Origin of the sequence: Halomonas sp. ML-15, from assembly GCF_014779595.1 — a bacterium.
Lineage (GTDB): Bacteria > Pseudomonadota > Gammaproteobacteria > Pseudomonadales > Halomonadaceae > Franzmannia.
On the sequence record NZ_JACXZT010000019.1, the window covers coordinates 188,593 to 204,435 of the forward strand.

Sequence of the window (15,843 nt, forward strand, 5' to 3'; positions counted from 1 at the left end):
ATGGATACGGCAGAGATCCTCTGGGAGCCGGGCCCGGCTCAGCGCGAGCAGAGCCAGATGGCGCACTACCTGGGCTGGCTGGCCGAGGCCGGCTACGGCGAGTTCGCCGACTACCACGCGCTGCACGCCTGGTCGATCAGCGACCTGGAGGCCTTCTGGCGCTCGGTATGGGAGTTCTGCGGCCTCGAGGCTGCGACACCGCCAACGGCCATGCTCGGCCGCCGCGAGATGCCCGGCGCCGAGTGGCTGCCCGGTGCGCGACTCAACGTCGCCGCCAACCTGCTGCGCCACGCCTGGGGCGAACGCGCCGAGCAGGAGGCCGTGGTGGCCATGGCCGAGTGCCGCGAGACCCGGCGCGTGACCTTCGCCGAGCTCTACGAGGATGTGGGCGCTTTCGAAGGCGTGCTGCGCGAGCACGGCGTGCAGGTGGGCGATCGTGTCGCCGGCCTGGTGGCCAACGGCTATGAAGCGCTGGTCGCCATGCTCGGCGCTGCAAGTCTCGGCGCAGTCTGGTCGTCGGCTTCGCCAGACTTCGGTGTCGACGCCACCGTCGACCGCTTCGGTCAGATCGAGCCGACCCTGCTGGTGGCGGTCAACGGCTACGGCTACGGCGGCAAGACCTTCCCTCGGGTCGAGCAGGTCAGTCAGCTTGCCGAACAGCTGCCCAGCGTGCGCCAGGTGGTCGTGGTCGACCAGCTGCCCGGCGCCGGCCTGCCGCCGGGCGCGCGCTTCAGCGCCTGGGACGAGGCGTTGGCCCGCCACCGCGGTAGCGCGCCGTCGTTCACGCCGCTGCCCGCGGACCATCCGCTCTACATCCTCTACTCGTCAGGTACCACCGGCAAACCCAAGTGCATCGTCCACGGCGCCGGCGGCATCCTGCTCAACCACGCCAAGGAGCTGATGCTGCACGGCGACCTGGGCCCCGGCGACCGCCTGCTCTACTTCACCACCTGTGGCTGGATGATGTGGAACTGGCAGGCCTCTGGGCTGCTCACCGGCGCCACCCTGGTCACCTACGACGGCTCGCCGGGCTACCCGGACATGGACCTGATGTGGCGCACCGCCGCCGCCGAGCGGCTGACCCACTTCGGTACCAGCGCGCGCTTCCTGGCCGAGTGCCGCAAACAGCAGCTGACGCCGGGCCGCGATCACGACCTCGACGCGCTGCGGGTGATCTTCTCCACCGGCTCGCCGCTGCTGCCCGAAGACTACGACTGGGTCTACGGCGATGTCTCCGGCGATCTGCTGCTCGGCTCGATCGCCGGTGGCACCGATATCTGTGGCTGCTTCGTCGGCAGCACCCCGCTGCTGCCGGTGCGCCGCGGCGAGATCCAGTGCCGCTTTCTGGGCGTCGATGCGGTGGCCTACTCCCCCGACGGCGAGGCCCTCGACAACGCCCGCGGCGAGCTGGTGTGCCGCCAGCCGCTGCCGTCGATGCCGGTCAGCTTCTGGGACGACGCCGACGGGCAACGCTACCACGACGCCTACTTCGACAGCTTCCCCGGCATCTGGGCCCACGGCGACTTCGTGCGCTTTACCCCTGAAGGCGGCGCGGTGATCTATGGCCGTTCCGATGCCACCCTGAACCCCGGCGGCGTGCGAATCGGCACCGCTGAGATCTACCGCCAGGTGGAGACCGTCGAGGCAGTGGCCGACAGCCTGGTGGTGGGCCGCCCCATCGATGGCGACGTGGAAGTGGTGCTGCTGGTGACCCTGGCCCCCGGCCAGGCGCTCGACGAGGCGCTGATCAAGCAGCTGCGCCAGCGTATCCGCCAGCACGCCAGTCCGCGCCACGTACCGGCACATATCGTCGCCGTCCCGGCGGTGCCTTATACCCGCAGCGGCAAGAAAGTCGAACTGGCGGTGGCACGCATGCTCCAGGGCGATGCCAAGGCCGAGAACCGTAGCGCGCTGAGCAATCCCGAGTCGCTGGACGCAATCCGTGAGGCGCTCGACGAGGCCAAGCTGCTGCCGGCCTGACCACGGATGCTATGTGAAAAGCCAAGTGGCAAGACTCGGCAAACGATGAGGCCCCGCGACGCGGGGCCTCATCACATCCGTGAGCGTGGCTGCTAGAATGGCGGAAATCTTGCAACGACGTGACGTTTTCATGACCCAGCCGGCATCGACCTTCCACCCCCTGCGCATCCTCTTCTACAACCTGCTCGGCATCGCCCTGGTCCTCAGCTGGTGGTCCCCCAACCTGCTGATCTGGGAAGAGCTCGACGACGCGGTGTTCTTCATCACCAACGCCTGGCTGCATGACGACAACATGCTGTGGGTGACCTTCGTCGCCGCGGTCAACAACCGGTTCTTCGATGTGGTCAGTTTTCTGATCCTGCTGGTGCTCTATCTATGGGCCATTCGGCGTGACCCGGTGCTCGAGCATCGCCTGCTGCGCTGGGGCGGGATCGGCATCACCATGCTGCTCACCGCCGGCGTCCTCAGCCAGGCGGTACGCTATGCCATCCCCTGGGAACGCCACAGCCCGACCCTGGTCTACGCCGACGTCAACCTGATCACTCAGATGGTCGGCTTCGATACCAAGGACGTCTCGGCCACCAGTTTCCCCGGCGACCACGGCATGATGTTGATGCTCTACACCGCCTTCATGTGGCGCTTCTCTGGCCGCACAGTGGGGCTGGCCAGTGCGCTGATGGCTGTGGTGCTGAGCTTCCCGAGGATCCTCGGCGGCGCCCACTGGTTCAGCGATATCTTTATCGGGGCGTTGGCGATCTGCTTGGTTACGCTACCCTGGGTGCTGTGCACGCCGGTAGCGCCAGCCGCGGCGCGCGGCATTACCCGCGGCATGGTGGCGGTGAAGACTCGACTGTTCTAGCCACCAACGCCTGAACGGCGCAGCGCAGAGTCATCACAGCTGCCTAAGCGAAGAACGCCGGGGACAGGCCGAAGAGGAGGTTCTACGCCATGGGTGAGGAGCACTGCTCCGAACGGGCTGGCCATGGATGGCCAGCACCGGTCCTGCAAGCGAAGCAGGATGCGAGAGCGCAGCAGGGCGTAGGTAGCGCCCAGGGAAGGGTTTACAGCGCCTCCTCGAAGGCCTGTCGACGGATCAGTTCGAGCGGCGTTGAGTCCAACGAATCAGCGGCGCTGAAAGCCCCCCAACACGCGACTGTCGCTGCCGAAGAAGACCAGGCGGTCGTGATCGATCAGATAGCGATAGGCGTTTTCCAGTAGTGCATCGACGCGCTGGGCGTCGCCCATATCGGGACAGGCCATGCGCGTCGAGGCCAGATCGCGGATCTGAATGCGATTGCCGTCGTCGAACTGCACCCGCCCGTTGAGCTGATTACAGCCATTGTGGCCGCGTAGGCGAAGCTGGCCATTATCACGTTCTACCTCAATATAGGGGCGCTGCTCGCCGGACCAGCGCTCGGCAGTGCCCAGCAGGATCAGTTGCCAACGCTCACCCACCATCGGTGACTGCTGCGCTTGCCTCTCCGGCTCCGGCGCCCGCTCGGGATCAGGTGCCGGCGAACGGGCACAGCCCGCCATGACCGCCATCGCCAGCAGCACGGGAATCCATCTCTTGCCCATCGTGGTTCCTCAGTAAATGACTCCGGCGACAAGAGTGCCGCAAGCTCCTCCGCTTGGCCAGTCCAGCCTGTATCATAAGCGGCTGGACAACACTGCTCATGGAGAGACCATGCTTCACGCGCTGCACAACGACGATCTGGGGAAACTGCTGCTACGCCTTTCGGTAGGCGGCCTGATGCTGCTGCACGGCATCGCCAAGCTCACCAACCCCGGCAGCCTGACCTGGATAGGCAACGCCCTCAGTGCCCAGGGGCTGCCGAGCTTTCTCGCCTACGGGGTGTTAATTGGCGAGATCGTCGCCCCACTAATGGCGATCATCGGCCTGCAGACGCGCCTCGCCGGCCTGCTGATGACACTCAATATGCTGGTGGCGATCTTCCTGGTGCACCGCCACGAGCTGCTCGACTTCCAGGCCAACGGCGCCTGGGCGCTGGAGCTACAGGGGCTGTTCCTGTTCGGCGCCGCCGCGATCATGTTCCTGGGCAGCGGGCGCACCGCCTACCGGCCGGATTGAGCGACTTGCGCTTGACCGCACACAGCAGACTCACGATGCTAATACTTCTGTTCTAACTAATGTAATGACACGACCAAGCAAGAGGATCAGCATGCGTTATCTGTCTCAACCCAGCGGATGGGTAGGCGGCCTGTTACTGGCATATTCATCGACTGCCCTGGCCGCCGACGTAGAATTAAGGATCATCGAGACTTCCGACATCCATAGCCACGTCATGGACTTCGACTACTATCGTGACGCCGGAACCGAGGATCTTGGGCTGGTGCGCGCCGCCAGCCTGATCCGCCAAGCGCGCGACGAGGTCGCCAATAGCCTGCTGGTCGACAACGGTGACGCGATTCAAGGTAGCCCCATGGCCGACTACATGGCCGATGAGGGCCTCGCCCAAGGCGCGATTCATCCAGTCTACAAGGCCATGAACCTGCTCGACTACGAGGTTGGCAATGTCGGCAACCACGAATTCAACTACGGCCTCGACTACCTCGAGCGCGCCATCGGCGGCGCCGACTTTCCCTATATCAGCGCCAACCTGTTCGATGCGGAGAGCGGCGAACACTATTTCGATCCCTACCTGATCGCCCCCTACGAGCTGATCGACAACGAGGGCGAACAACGGACGATTAACGTCGGCTATATCGGCTTCGTTCCACCGCAGATCATGGAGTGGGATCGCCAGCATCTCGAGGGCAAGGTGACGGCCGCCGATATCACCGAGACCGCCCGGGAGCTGGTTCCACAGATGAAAGCCGAGGGTGCCGATATCATCGTCGCCATTCCACATTCAGGACTGTCGAGCGATCCCTATCGTGCCATGGCCGAAAACTCGGTCTACTACCTCTCCGAGGTCGAAGGCATCGATGCTATCGCCTTTGGGCACGCCCACGCCGTATTTCCCAGCGACGACTTCGCCGACATCCCCGGCGTCGACGTAGAACGCGGCACCATCAATGACGTGGTCGCCGTGATGCCGGGACGCTGGGGCAGCCACGTCGGCGTCATCGACCTGACCCTCACCGCCGACGGCGATGGCTGGCGCGTCGCCGAGTCGCGCTCCGAAGCGCGACCGATCTATGATGCCAGCGAACGGCGTGCCCTGGTCGAGGCCGACGAGGAGATCGCCGCCGCCGTGGCGCAGGATCATGAGGCCACCCGAGACTTCGTCAACCAGCCTATCGGCAACGCCAGCGCGCCGATGTACAGCTATCTGGCACTGGTCCAGGACGACCCCACCGTACAGATCGTCAATCGCGCCCAGCGGGATTACGTAGAGCGCTTCATTCAGGGCGACCCCGATCTCGAGGACCTGCCGGTGCTCTCGGCCGCGGCCCCCTTTCGCGCCGGAGGCCGCAAGGATGGCCCCAACGAGTACACTCAGGTCGAGGCCGGTGAGCTTAGCTACCGTAATGCCGCCGACCTCTATCTCTACAACAACAACCTGGCGGCACTGAAGATCAGCGGAGCAGAGCTCAAGGAGTGGCTGGAGTGCTCCGCCGGACAGTTCAAGCGCATCGACCCTGACAGCCAGGAGACCCAGGCACTGCTCAACTGGGAGGGTTTTCGCACCTACAATTTCGACGTCTTCGATGGCGTGGAGTATCGCATCGATGTGACCCAGCCAGCGCGTTATGACGGCGATTGCGCGCTGGTCGATGCCGACGTCGAGCGTATCCAAGGGCTGTCATATGACGGCGAGCCGGTCGACCCGGAACAGCATTTCCTGGTCGCCACTAACGACTACCGCGCCTACGGTGGCAGCTTTCCCGGCACCGGTGAAGAGAATGTCGCCTTCGTCTCGCCGAATGAAAACCGCGCGGTACTGGCCGACTATATCGCTCGCGTCAGTGCCGAAGAGGGCCAGGTCGAGCCCCGTGCCGACGGCAACTGGCAGCTGGCGCCCATCGACAGCGACACCCCGCTCGAGGTGGTGTTCGAGACCTCACCCAGCGACACTGCCGCGGCTTTCATCGACACCTACGCCGACTATCCGGTGGAGCGGATCGGTGAAGACGAGGTCGGCTTCGCGCTCTACCGTATCGACCTGCAGCGCTGAACCATCAGTCCCGCGTGCTCCGGCAGGGGCACGCGGCTCCTCTCACCAGCTGCCGCTGTTCTCCATCGACGCCCAGGGCTCGCGGGGCTCCAGGGCGTCGCCCTTCTGCAGCAGCTCCACCGAGATGCCGTCCGGCGATTTGACGAACGCCATATGGCCGTCACGCGGCGGGCGGTTGATGGTGACGCCGTTGTCCTGAAGATGCTGGCAGAGCGCGTAGATATCCTCGACGCGATAGGCCAGGTGGCCGAAGTTACGCCCGCCGGTGTACTCCTCCGGGTCCCAGTTGTAGGTCAGCTCCAGCTCCGGCGCCTTGAGTTCGGCAGAGCGCGACTCGTCCTCGGGGGCGGCGAGGAACACCAGGGTGAAGCGCCCCTTGTCGTTCTCCTTGCGGCGTACCTCCGTGAGGCCGAGCAGATCGCAGTAGAAGTGCAGCGAGGCGTCGAGATCGCTGACGCGAACCATGGTGTGCAGGTATTGCATGGATAGCCTCCTAGTCGTGGATATATTCTTGGAAGATCTGCGGCGCCTCGTGCTGCCCGCCGAACGCCAGCACCGCATAGTCGTCGACGCGACCGGTCTCCATGCCCGGCGAGCCGTGGGGCATGCCGGGTACCGCCAGGCCAGCGACCTCCGGCGACTCCTCGAGCAGACGCTGGATATCTGCCGCCGGTACGTGGCCTTCGATCACGTAGCCATCGACGGTCGCGGTGTGGCAGGAAGCCAGCTCCTGGGGGACACCGTGCTCGATCTTGACCTCGCGCATCTCGCGGGTGTCGTGCATCTCGACCTCGAAACCGGCTGCCTCGAGGTGCTCCGCCCAGGCCGTGCAGCAGCCACAGTTGGGATCTTTCCACATCTCCACCAGCGGGCCGGCCCAGGCCGCCGTGGAGAAGGCGCTCAGCAGACCAATGCCGACCAGGCGGCGTGCAGTGGCGGGAAACAGACTCGACATGACGACTCCTCAATGCTAACGATAGCGACCATAGACACTCAGGATACACCAGCATGTCCGCCTACTGTGACCAAGCCCCGGGCCACGAATTCCACGGCCCCTACCACGACCACGAATATGGCTTCCCAGTCCACGACGACGACACCCTGTTCGAGCGTCTGATCCTGGAGATCAACCAGGCCGGGCTGTCGTGGCTCACCGTGCTCAAGAAGCGAGCCGCCTTCGCGGTCGCCTTCGAGGGTTTCGATATCGAGCGTGTCGCCGCCTATGGCGACCGCGACCGCGAACGCCTGCTGGGTGACGCCGGGATCATCCGCAACCGCCTCAAGGTCGATGCCACCATCCATAACGCCCAGGTGGTGCAGCGCCTGCAGGCCGACCACGGCAGCTTCAAGGCGTGGCTCGATCACCACCACCCGCTGGCCCACGCTGACTGGGTCAAGCTGTTCCGTCGTACCTTCCGCTTTACCGGCCCCGAGATCGTCAATGAGTTCCTGATGAGCACCGGCTACCTACCCGGCGCCCACCGTGACGACTGCCCGGTGCAGGCGCGCATCCTGGCGGCACAGCCACCGTGGGCGACGGCCGGGAACCCTGCCGTGGATCGCCACTCTTAACTGCGGATCATTTACGCCAATCGCGGCGCAGGGAGACACAAGCAACATGGATTCGATAACACAGGCGGCGCTGGGCGCCGCCGTCGGCGGAGCCGTGCTCGGCCGCCGGCTGGGGCGCAAGTCGATCCTGATCGGCGCGGCGCTGGGCACCTTGCCGGACCTCGACGTGGTGCTCGACTACGGCGACGCCGTGGCCAACTACACCGAGCACCGCGGCTTTAGCCATTCGCTGTTCGTACTCACCGGCCTGGGCACGCTGATGGCACTGCTCGCCGCGCGCTTTGCCCCGGCGCGGGATATTTCGCTGCGCCACTGGTGGCTGTTCTTCGTGCTGTGCCTGACCACCCACCCGCTGCTGGATGCGCTGACTACCTACGGCACCCAGCTGTGGTGGCCACTGGACGTGCGCCCAAGCGCCTGGCCAATCGTGTTTATCATCGACCCGCTCTACACCCTGCCGCTACTGATCGGCATCATCGTCGCGCTGGTCAGCGGCAACGGCCGCCGCGGCCCGGCCTGGGGGTTGGCGCTATCGAGCCTCTATCTGGTGTTCGCCTTCGGCGCCAAGAGCCTGGTGGAGTACCGTCTGGCGCCGGAGCTGGCCGAGCGGGGGCTGCAGGAGGCGCCGCGGCTGGTGCAGCCGACCCCGTTCAATACCCTGCTATGGCGGGTCACGGTGATCGACGGCGACGACCAGCACGAAGCCCTGGTGAGCGTCTTCGACGGCGCGTCGCCCATCCAGTTCGAACGCTTTTCGCGGGGTGCGCAGTGGGAGCCAGCGGCCTTGGCCAGCGCCAACGGCGCGCGGCTCGACTGGTTCGCGGGCCCCTATCTGCGCTACGACGTCGAGCTGATCGACGACGTACCGACCCTCACCGCCACCGACCTGCGGCTGGGCTTCCCCGGCTTTCACCCCTTCACCTTCACCCTGCTCGAAGCCGACCTCGACGCTGGCCAGTGGCACCCGCTGGCCAGCGAGCAGCGTGAGACGCCGGCCCGCGCCAACGGCGAGGCGCTGGCGCTGCTCGGCCAGCGCATCCTCGACCCTGAGGCACCGCTGTGCCTCGGCGAGCTGGTCGACGAGCGCTGGCGTGAGGAGGTGGCCTGCTGACAACGCTTAGGGTGCGATGCCCTGCCCACAGCCCCTATACGTCTGGCCGTCGAGGGTCAGCGTTACGCGCACCGGGAAGGGGTCGCCCTTCATGTCGTCGAAGCAGGCCCGGGCCTCTAGCTCGAGGCTGAAGGGCTGGTCGGCGTCACCGCTGGCCAGCTGCACTCGGCCGTTGGCGTTATCCATCTCGGTGACGCGGTAGGGCAGCCTTAGCTCCCGCTCGCCGTAGTCGAGCAGCAGCGATAGCTGTGGCGCATCGTGGTCGAGGCTGACCACCCAGCCCGGCTCGTTGCCGCGCCCGTGAAACATCACGCCGGGCCGGTCGTCGCGGGTCATGGCCCCCCGGGGCATGTCTTGCTGGCAATCCAGGCGGCCGTTATCGCTCTCCACCAGCGCCTCGTCGCCCTTGCTCCAGAAGCTCAGGTCATCGACCGTGTAGCGTGCGCCGCTGGCCACCACCGCCGGCGCCAGGCGATAGGCACCCTGTCGCGACCATAGCCGCAGCTCGTCATCGCCATGCGCCGAGATAAGATCCTGGGCCGGCTGGCAGCGCCAGGCAACGAACTGTTCCGCGCTCCCGGGAAAGAACAGCGACGGCAGCAGCGGTGCCGGATCGCTGGCCGCCACCTCGGCAGCTGTCTGGTCACCGGCCAGGGCCGTGGCAGCGGTGCTGTCGACCACCGCCGGTGACGGTTCGTCGCTACTCTGGGGAGCGGCACAGCCGGCCAGCCATAGCGCGCCGCACGCCATACCGGCAGCGCGCAGAAAGGAAGAGGGAGGGGTCATCAGCGGGCTCCTTGCAAGACCATCTTAGCCTGGTTAGACGCCCAGCATACCAGGCGCCGGGGCGAATCGCTCCGGCGCCTGTCAGGCCAGCGTCAGCGCAGCATCAAGCGTGCCGACGGCGTAGCTCGCGGGCCGCCTCGACCATATTGGCCAGGGCCGGCTCGACCTCGGCCCAGCCGCGTGTCTTGAGGCCGCAGTCCGGGTTGACCCACAGCCGCTCGGCAGGAATCTTGTCGAGCGCCTTCTCCATCAGTTGGACCATCCAGGCTACCTCGGGAATATTCGGCGAGTGGATATCGTAGACTCCCGGGCCGATCTCGTTGGGGTAGGCGAAGTCCTGGAAGGCGTCGAGCAGCTCCATGTCCGAGCGCGAGGTCTCGATGGTGATCACGTCGGCATCCAGCGCGGCGATGGAGGCGATGATGTCGTTGAACTCCGAATAGCACATATGGGTGTGGATCTGGGTCGCATCCTCGGCCACTGCCGCCGTCAGCTTGAAGCACGCCACCGCCCAGTCGAGATAGCCCTGCCACTCGGCCTGGCGCAGCGGCAGGCCCTCGCGAAGCGCCGGCTCATCGATCTGGATGATACGGATACCGGCGCGCTCGAGGTCGGCGACCTCGTCACGCAGCGCCAGGGCGATCTGCCGGCAAGTGGTCTCACGCGGCTGGTCGTCGCGCACGAAAGACCACTGCAGGATGGTCACCGGGCCGGTAAGCATGCCCTTCATCGGCTTGTCGGTCAGCGACTGGGCATACTCGCTCCAGCGCACCGTCATCGGCTGCGGGCGCGCCACGTCGCCGTAGATGACCGGCGGCTTGACGCAGCGCGACCCGTAGCTCTGCACCCAGCCGAAGCGGGTAAAGGCAAAGCCGTCCAGCTGTTCGCCGAAGTACTCGACCATGTCGTTGCGCTCGGGCTCGCCATGCACCGGCACGTCGATGCCCAGCGCGTCCTGTCGCGCCACCGCATAGGCGATCTCCTGCTGCATCTGCGCACTGTAGTCGGCCTCACTCAGCTCGCCGGCCTTGAACGCGCGCCGCGCGGCGCGAATCTCGGCGGTCTGCGGGAAGGAGCCGATGGTGGTGGTGGGGAATAGCGGCAGGTCGAAGGCCCGGCGCTGGAGGTGCGCCCGCTCGGGATAGGGGCTGGCGCGCTCGGCATCGGCAGCGCTCACCGTCGCCAGGCGCTCGGCCACCGCCGGGCGGTGGATACGCGTCGAGCTGCGCCGCGCATCGAGGGCCGCAGTGGCCGCCGCGAGGCGCGCCCGATCGTCCGGGGTGGCCCGGTTATCCAGCAGTCTCGCCAGCGTGACGGTCTCGTCGAGCTTCTGGCGGGCGAAGGCCAACCAGCTCTTGAGCTCGCTGTCGAGTTCGCTCTCGGCCTCGAGATCCACGGGCACGTGCAACAGCGAGCAGGAAGGGGCGATCCACAGCCGCTCGCCGAGGCGCATGCGCGCGGCGGCCAGGCGCTCGCGCAGCAGCGCCAGGTCGGCGCGCCAGATGTTGCGCCCGTCGATGGCGCCTACCGACAGCACCTTGTAGCCCGGCAGGTTGTCGATCACCGCGGTGAGCTGCTCGGGAGCGCGCACCGCATCGATATGCAGGCCGTCCACCGCCAGGCCGGTGGCCAGCGTGAGGTTATCGCCCAGGCCGCCGAAGTAGGTCGCCAGCAGCACCTTGACCGGGGTGCGGGACAAGCGGCTGTAGGCCGATTCAAAGGCCTGCCGCCACGCTTGCGGCAAGTCCTGGACCAGCGCCGGCTCATCGAGCTGTACCCACTCGACGCCCTGAGCCGCCAACTTTGCCAACGCCTCGGCGTAGACCGCCAGCACGCCGTCGAGCAGACTCAGGCGGTCGAGGTCGTCGCCGCCCTTGACCTTGCCCAGCCACAGCCAGCTGAGCGGCCCGAGCAGGCTGACCTTGACGGCATGACCTGCGGCCTGGGCCTCGTCGACCTCAGCGAACAGCCGCTGGCTGGCCAGCCGGAGCTCCTGATCGGCGTGCAGCTCGGGGACCAGATAGTGGTAGTTGGTGTCGAAATACTTGGTCATCTCGCAAGCGGCTGCCGGCTCGCCGCTGGGGGCGCGGCCGCGGGCCATGCGAAAGGCGGTGTCGAGATCGATATCGCCGTCGGCCACTTCCTGTTCGGCCCGGAAGCGCGGCGGTACCGCCCCGAGCAGCAGTGAGACGTTGAGCACCTGGTCATAGAAAGCGAAGTCGCCCACCGTGACCAGGTCGAGACCGGCGTCGCGCTGCGCCTGCCAGTGGCGAGCGCGCAGTTCGCGACCTGCCGATTCCAGAGCGTTGCGATCCAGCTCGCCCTTCCAGTAGGCCTCGGTGGCGCGCTTGAGCTCGCGGTCGGCGCCGATGCGTGGGTAACCCAGAATATGTGCCAGTGCCATGTGCTAACCCTTCAGGTGATAAACCGATATGCTTTATGGCGACGTCGCCATCGAGTGAAGGCAGTTTGGCTGGCGCCTCTGAGTGAATCAAACTAGATTAATTAATCATCAACGTGAAAGTTACTCATCATGCTCGAGCTACGCCATCTTCGCACCCTGATCGCCCTGCGCGACGCCGGCTCGCTGGTGGAAGCCGCCGAGCGGGTGCACCTCACCCAGTCGGCGCTCTCCCACCAGCTCAAGGATCTCGAGGAGCGGCTGGGCAGCCCACTGTTCCTGCGCAAGACCCGGCCGGTGGAATTTACCCGCGCCGGCCAGCGACTGCTGGCCCTGGCCGAACAGATCCTGCCCCAGGTGCGCATGGCCGAGCGCGATCTGGCGAGACTGGCCGGCAACGAGCAGGGCCGGCTGCACATGGCCATCGAGTGCCATAGCTGCTTTCAGTGGCTGATGCCGACCATCGACTACTTTCGCGACCACTGGCCGGAAGTGGAGGTCGACATTCCCGGCGGCCACCACTTCGATCCGCTGCCGGCACTGGCCCGTGAACAGCTCGACCTGGTGATCACCGCCGACCCCCAGCCGCTGAGCGGCGTGCACTACGAGCCGCTGTTCCGCTATCAGGGCCTGCTGGCGGTGGCCAAGCAACACCGCCTGGCCGACCGCGCCTGGATCACCCCCGAGGATCTGGCCGACGAAACCCTGATCACCTATCCGGTGGAGCACGCCCGCCTCGATGTGTTCAGCCAGTTTCTCGACCCCGCCGGTGTCGAGCCGCGGGAGATCCGCACCGCCGAGCTGACGATCATGATGATGCAGCTGGTGGCCAGCGGGCGTGGCGTCTGTGCGCTGCCCAACTGGGCGCTCACCGAGTACCTCGAGCGCGACTACGTGCGTGCCGTGATGCTGGGCGAAGATGGCATGTGGAGCACGCTGTTCGCGGCGATCCGTGAAGAGACCCGCGATGCACCGTGGATGGAAGACTTTCTGCGCACCGCGCGGGAGACCTCGTTTGCGGTACTGGAGGGGGTCAAGCCGGCCTGACGCTCAGGCGCGGCCGGGAAGCAGCAGGCTAAAGCGCGCGCCACCCAGCGTCGGACTCTCATCGACCATCACGCTGCCACCGTGCCAGGCCATGACCTTGTGCACGATCGACAGCCCCAGGCCGTAGCCGCCCGAACGCCGGGTGCGGCTATCGTCGAGACGTGCGAAGGGCTTGAATATCTCCTGGCGATCCTTCTCCGGCACCCCGGGACCGTCATCCTCGACGTCGATGCGCACCGCTCGCAAGTCGTTATGCAGGCTAATCAGGACACGCCCCTCGGCGTGTCGGCAGGCGTTGGCCACCAGGTTCTGCAGCGCCCGCTGCAGGTAGCGCGGCTCGGCCTCGAGCTCGAACTCCTCCCCCGGCGCCAGCTCAAGCTGCAGATGGCTGTGAAGCCCGGCGAGAGCATCGATGACGCGCTGGGCCATGGCCCGGCACTCCAGCGGTTCGGCGGCCAGCTCGACGCCGTGGGCCTGATCGCTGCCCAGCCGTGCATAGGTGAGAATCTCGTCGATCAGCCCATCGAGCTCCTCGATATCACCGTCCACGCCCGATAGCTGGCGACGCACGGCGTCATCGTCGGTCATGTCCTCGACCATCTGTACCGCGAAGCGAATCCTTGCCACCGGCGTGCGCAGCTCGTGGGAGACCGCGCGGATCATCTCCTGCTGGGCACGCAACAGCGCCTGCACCTGAGCGGCCATGCCATTGAAGGCCATCCCCAGGCGCCCCAGAAAGTCACTACTCTCGACCTTGACCCGAGTATCCAGATGGCCGCCGGCGATACGCGTGGCGGCCAGCTCGAGCCGCGCCATGCGCGCCTCGACGCCGCGCACGATCAAGTAGATGATGCCAGCCAGCACACCGAGCATTACCACCAGCAGGAGTAGCGATAGCGACAGCGGCATCGGCTCGAAGGCGTGGACCGGCCCCACCTGCAGCCACTGTATCGACTCCAGTGGCGTACCGCTGTCGAGCTGCAGGAACAGGGTCAGGCCCCAGGCCTCTGGTGCCAGGTGCAACACCACTTCGCCGGCGCCCAGCCTCGCCAGCTGGGCGCTGTCGAGCCGGCTAGGCGGCGCATCGTTGAGAGTGATCGGCAGCGCGTCGCTGGACAGTTCCGCAACACGCTGGTCGCGCAGCAGCGGGTCGGTCAGCCATTCACCAAGCACCGTTTTCATGGCCCGCAGCTGCGACTCGCCGATGCCATCGAGGCGCGCTTCGAGGATGGCATCCTCTCCCGGCAGTCGCGTGAACAGTCGCCAGTCGGTGGCGCCCTCAGCCTCGATCAGCACCCGGCCGGCGTCGAGGCGGGCGCGCTGGAAGTAGCCGAATTCGCCGCTCTCGATGTCATGCAGATGGAGCTCAACGCTGAGTTCGGTGCCGTGCTGCGCCAGCCATCGGCTACGCTGCTCCAGCGGCTCGGCGCTCAGCTGGCGCGCCAGCAGCTGCATCGGCGCCTCGGCGAGCTGTTCGCGATACTGCTCACGGCGAACCTGATCGACCAGCGTGAAACCGCCCAGGGCCAGCCCGAAAGCCAGTACCAGGGCCAGGGCCAGCAGCACGTAAACGCGCAGGAAGGTGCTACCCGATAGCGGGCGCAGCATCAGCTGTCCTTGACGAACAGATAGCCTTTACTGCGCACCGTCTTGATGCGGTGCGGATGGTTTGGATCGTCGCCGATCTTGGGCCGGATACGCGATACCCGCACGTCGATGGAGCGATCCTGGCCGTCGTACTTGATACCGCGCAGTTCAGAGAATATCTCTTCGCGGGTCAGTACCCGGCCGGCGTGGCTGGCCAGCAGCCACAGCAGGTCGAACTCGGCGCTGGTCAGGTCGATGCGATTCCCCTCCAGCCAAGCTTCGCGCGTCGCGCTGTCGACCACCAGATTGTTGAAGGTCAGGCGGGCATCGCCGCTGCTTTCGCCGCTGTCGGTGCGCCGCATCAGGGCACGCATGCGCGCCAGCAGCACCCGCGGTTGAACCGGTTTGGGCACATAGTCGTCGGCCCCCATCTCCAGCCCCAGCACCTGATCCATGTCATCAGTGCGGGCGGTCAGCATCAGGATCGGCCCGGCATAGTCGGTGCGCGCCCGGCGGCAGATCGACAACCCATCCTCTCCCGGCAGCATCAGGTCGAGTATTACCAAGTCTGGCTGCAGCGAGACGATTCGCTCCACCCCGCGCGCTCCATCGGCCTCAACCGTGACCTGAAAGCCGTTGGCCTCGAGGTAGTCCCGGGTGAGGTCGGCCAGCCGTTCGTCATCCTCGATGATCAGTACATGATCCTGGTCGTTGCGCTCCACGCGTTCTTCCATCCCGTATATCCGTCCGTTGTTGGGGAAGCAGCCACTGGCGGTTACCGCTGCGCCGTTCTTGCGACATCCTGCAACGCTAACTTACCCACGTCACTAAAGGGCCGCATTGTTGTTTGCGAATGATACCCAAGGATACCCGAAATAACCGAATTTGCAGCGAGCGTCTACCACCATTGACCTTTTTAGCCACTGCGCCAGGTCAAGAAACGCTCTAGCATGCGGCCTGCCAAGAGGCCCCGATTCCCCCCCAGGAGAGACACATGATATACACAGCTTATCCACTTGATGAAAGCTAGATGCCACACTATCTTGTGCTCGTGACCTCAAGGAACACAAGATGGTGTGTTCCTAGCAAGCCACCCTACAACTGTCAACCTGCACCCACATTGCGTCTGGTGCACTGAATCAAGCCCGATTTACAGGGCGGCGAGGCGCGCCCTCGCGCTGCTGCTTTCCAACCACCACCGCTAGGACGACACGGCG

The 15,843-nt window shown here is 65.8% G+C and carries 14 protein-coding genes; 7 read left to right on the top strand and 7 right to left on the bottom strand.

Features of this window, described 5'->3' with window-relative positions:
- Together IEI94_RS12500 and IEI94_RS12505 are read left to right on the top strand one after the other, a co-directional pair.
- Nucleotides 1-1,980, top strand: coding sequence for an acetoacetate--CoA ligase (locus tag IEI94_RS12500; protein ID WP_191167644.1), 1,980 nt, complete (start codon nucleotides 1-3; stop codon nucleotides 1,978-1,980).
- Between the two features lie 109 nt (nucleotides 1,981-2,089).
- On the top strand, nucleotides 2,090-2,839 hold the full coding sequence (locus IEI94_RS12505) for a phosphatase PAP2 family protein (RefSeq protein ID WP_224750117.1): 750 nt from the start codon (nucleotides 2,090-2,092) through the stop codon (nucleotides 2,837-2,839).
- A 263-nt stretch (nucleotides 2,840-3,102) separates the two neighbouring features.
- Here IEI94_RS12505 and IEI94_RS12510 read toward each other — a convergent pair whose 3' ends face one another.
- On the bottom strand, nucleotides 3,103-3,558 hold the full coding sequence (locus tag IEI94_RS12510; protein ID WP_191167646.1) for an META domain-containing protein: 456 nt from the start codon (nucleotides 3,556-3,558) through the stop codon (nucleotides 3,103-3,105).
- 109 nt (nucleotides 3,559-3,667) lie between these two features.
- On the opposite strand from IEI94_RS12510, the gene IEI94_RS12515 reads away from it, so the two are divergent.
- Both IEI94_RS12515 and IEI94_RS12520 read left to right on the top strand, forming a co-directional pair.
- Nucleotides 3,668-4,072 (top strand): DoxX family protein, encoded by a 405-nt coding sequence (locus tag IEI94_RS12515; RefSeq protein ID WP_191167647.1) that lies wholly within the window; start codon nucleotides 3,668-3,670, stop codon nucleotides 4,070-4,072.
- Between the two features lie 91 nt (nucleotides 4,073-4,163).
- Entirely contained in the window at nucleotides 4,164-6,122 is a 1,959-nt protein-coding gene (locus tag IEI94_RS12520; RefSeq protein ID WP_224750118.1) for a bifunctional 2',3'-cyclic-nucleotide 2'-phosphodiesterase/3'-nucleotidase, read from the top strand.
- Nucleotides 6,123-6,164: 42 nt separating this feature from the next.
- Here IEI94_RS12520 and IEI94_RS12525 read toward each other — a convergent pair whose 3' ends face one another.
- Together IEI94_RS12525 and IEI94_RS12530 are read right to left on the bottom strand one after the other, a co-directional pair.
- Complete coding sequence (locus IEI94_RS12525; protein WP_191167649.1) at nucleotides 6,165-6,605, bottom strand: VOC family protein; 441 nt, start codon at nucleotides 6,603-6,605, stop codon at nucleotides 6,165-6,167.
- A gap of 10 nt (nucleotides 6,606-6,615) precedes the next feature.
- Nucleotides 6,616-7,077: a DUF411 domain-containing protein gene (locus tag IEI94_RS12530; protein ID WP_191167650.1), complete on the bottom strand. Its 462-nt coding sequence runs from the start codon at nucleotides 7,075-7,077 to the stop codon at nucleotides 6,616-6,618.
- Between the two features lie 53 nt (nucleotides 7,078-7,130).
- Between IEI94_RS12530 and IEI94_RS12535 the strand changes: the two genes are divergently transcribed.
- Nucleotides 7,131-7,694 (top strand): DNA-3-methyladenine glycosylase I, encoded by a 564-nt coding sequence (locus tag IEI94_RS12535; RefSeq protein WP_191167651.1) that lies wholly within the window; start codon nucleotides 7,131-7,133, stop codon nucleotides 7,692-7,694.
- Nucleotides 7,695-7,740: 46 nt separating this feature from the next.
- Nucleotides 7,741-8,805: a metal-dependent hydrolase gene (locus IEI94_RS12540; RefSeq protein WP_191167652.1), complete on the top strand. Its 1,065-nt coding sequence runs from the start codon at nucleotides 7,741-7,743 to the stop codon at nucleotides 8,803-8,805.
- 6 nt (nucleotides 8,806-8,811) lie between these two features.
- On the opposite strand, the gene IEI94_RS12545 is transcribed toward IEI94_RS12540, so the two are convergent.
- Nucleotides 8,812-9,591 carry an MliC family protein gene (locus IEI94_RS12545; RefSeq protein ID WP_191167653.1) on the bottom strand — a complete coding sequence of 260 codons (780 nt, stop codon included), beginning with the start codon at nucleotides 9,589-9,591 and terminating at the stop codon, nucleotides 8,812-8,814.
- A 103-nt stretch (nucleotides 9,592-9,694) separates the two neighbouring features.
- Nucleotides 9,695-11,995 (bottom strand): 5-methyltetrahydropteroyltriglutamate--homocysteine S-methyltransferase, encoded by a 2,301-nt coding sequence (gene metE, locus IEI94_RS12550; RefSeq protein WP_191167654.1) that lies wholly within the window; start codon nucleotides 11,993-11,995, stop codon nucleotides 9,695-9,697.
- Nucleotides 11,996-12,124: 129 nt separating this feature from the next.
- Between metE and IEI94_RS12555 the strand changes: the two genes are divergently transcribed.
- Nucleotides 12,125-13,039, top strand: a complete 915-nt coding sequence (locus IEI94_RS12555) for a LysR family transcriptional regulator (protein ID WP_191167655.1) — start codon at nucleotides 12,125-12,127, stop codon at nucleotides 13,037-13,039.
- Nucleotides 13,040-13,042: 3 nt separating this feature from the next.
- Here the strand turns inward: IEI94_RS12555 and IEI94_RS12560 are convergent, their stop codons facing one another.
- Nucleotides 13,043-14,647 (bottom strand): ATP-binding protein, encoded by a 1,605-nt coding sequence (locus IEI94_RS12560; protein WP_191167656.1) that lies wholly within the window; start codon nucleotides 14,645-14,647, stop codon nucleotides 13,043-13,045.
- A complete protein-coding gene (locus tag IEI94_RS12565) occupies nucleotides 14,647-15,360 on the bottom strand; it encodes a winged helix-turn-helix domain-containing protein (protein ID WP_191167657.1) in 714 nt (237 codons plus the stop codon). The genes IEI94_RS12560 and IEI94_RS12565 overlap by 1 nt, the downstream gene beginning before the upstream one ends.
- Nucleotides 15,361-15,843: the final 483 nt, after the last annotated feature.